2 protein-coding genes are annotated in these 662 nt (G+C 40.3%); both read right to left on the reverse strand.

Going from position 1 to position 662, the window contains the following annotated elements; all coding sequences use genetic code 11:
* Window positions 1-177 precede the first annotated feature (177 nt).
* On the reverse strand, window positions 178-486 hold the full coding sequence (bolA, locus tag R7P74_RS26880) for a transcriptional regulator BolA (protein ID WP_005456570.1): 309 nt from the start codon (window positions 484-486) through the stop codon (window positions 178-180).
* The coding region (locus tag R7P74_RS26885; protein ID WP_318123713.1) for a hypothetical protein at window positions 452-662 on the reverse strand (211 nt) is incomplete at its 5' end. The genes bolA and R7P74_RS26885, both read right to left, overlap by 35 nt.

Consider the following 662-nt stretch of genomic DNA (forward strand, 5'->3'; position numbering starts at 1 on the left):
TCTTATGGAAATGAAATATTCACAGCCTGAAATATGCTTTAATTTATATTCATTTGTTGAAACGCTGTTAACACATTTTTTAACCAACATTTGTGCCACATTTTTGTCCCACACAAAATGTAAAACAAAAAAAGATGGCATGAGCCATCTTTCTAAAAACGTCTGGTTTGAAAGGGGTTAACGCCCTCCTCCCATACACATTGGACTGTCTGGTGCACCATTTTGCTCACGTTTCCACTCTTCCTCTGTGTAAGTATGGATCGCAAGCGCGTGAATATGATTATCTAGCTCATCGGCAAGAATTTGATGAACTTGACGGTGACGGCCAATCAATCTCTGACCGGCAAATAAGTCACTCACAACAATGACTTTAAAGTGACTTTCCGAGCCAGGCGGCACATTGTGCATGTAACTTTCGTTGATAACTTTTAAGTAGCTTGGTTGCAGCTCACTATGTAACTTCTTCTCTATGATTTCTTGGATCATATTCTTTCCTCAATGATGCAAATGCCATAAGTATATACCCAACTCCTAAAGAGGTGGAGACTTGATACTCTTCCCATTTTGCGACTTTGTTTCGCGTTAATACTGGCAAAGGTTCAGCCCATTCAGCACAGATGCGTTTAAAGCACGAGCCACAAGCTTGCCACTTTACGCTATTT

Source organism: Vibrio sp. 2033 (assembly GCF_033339735.1).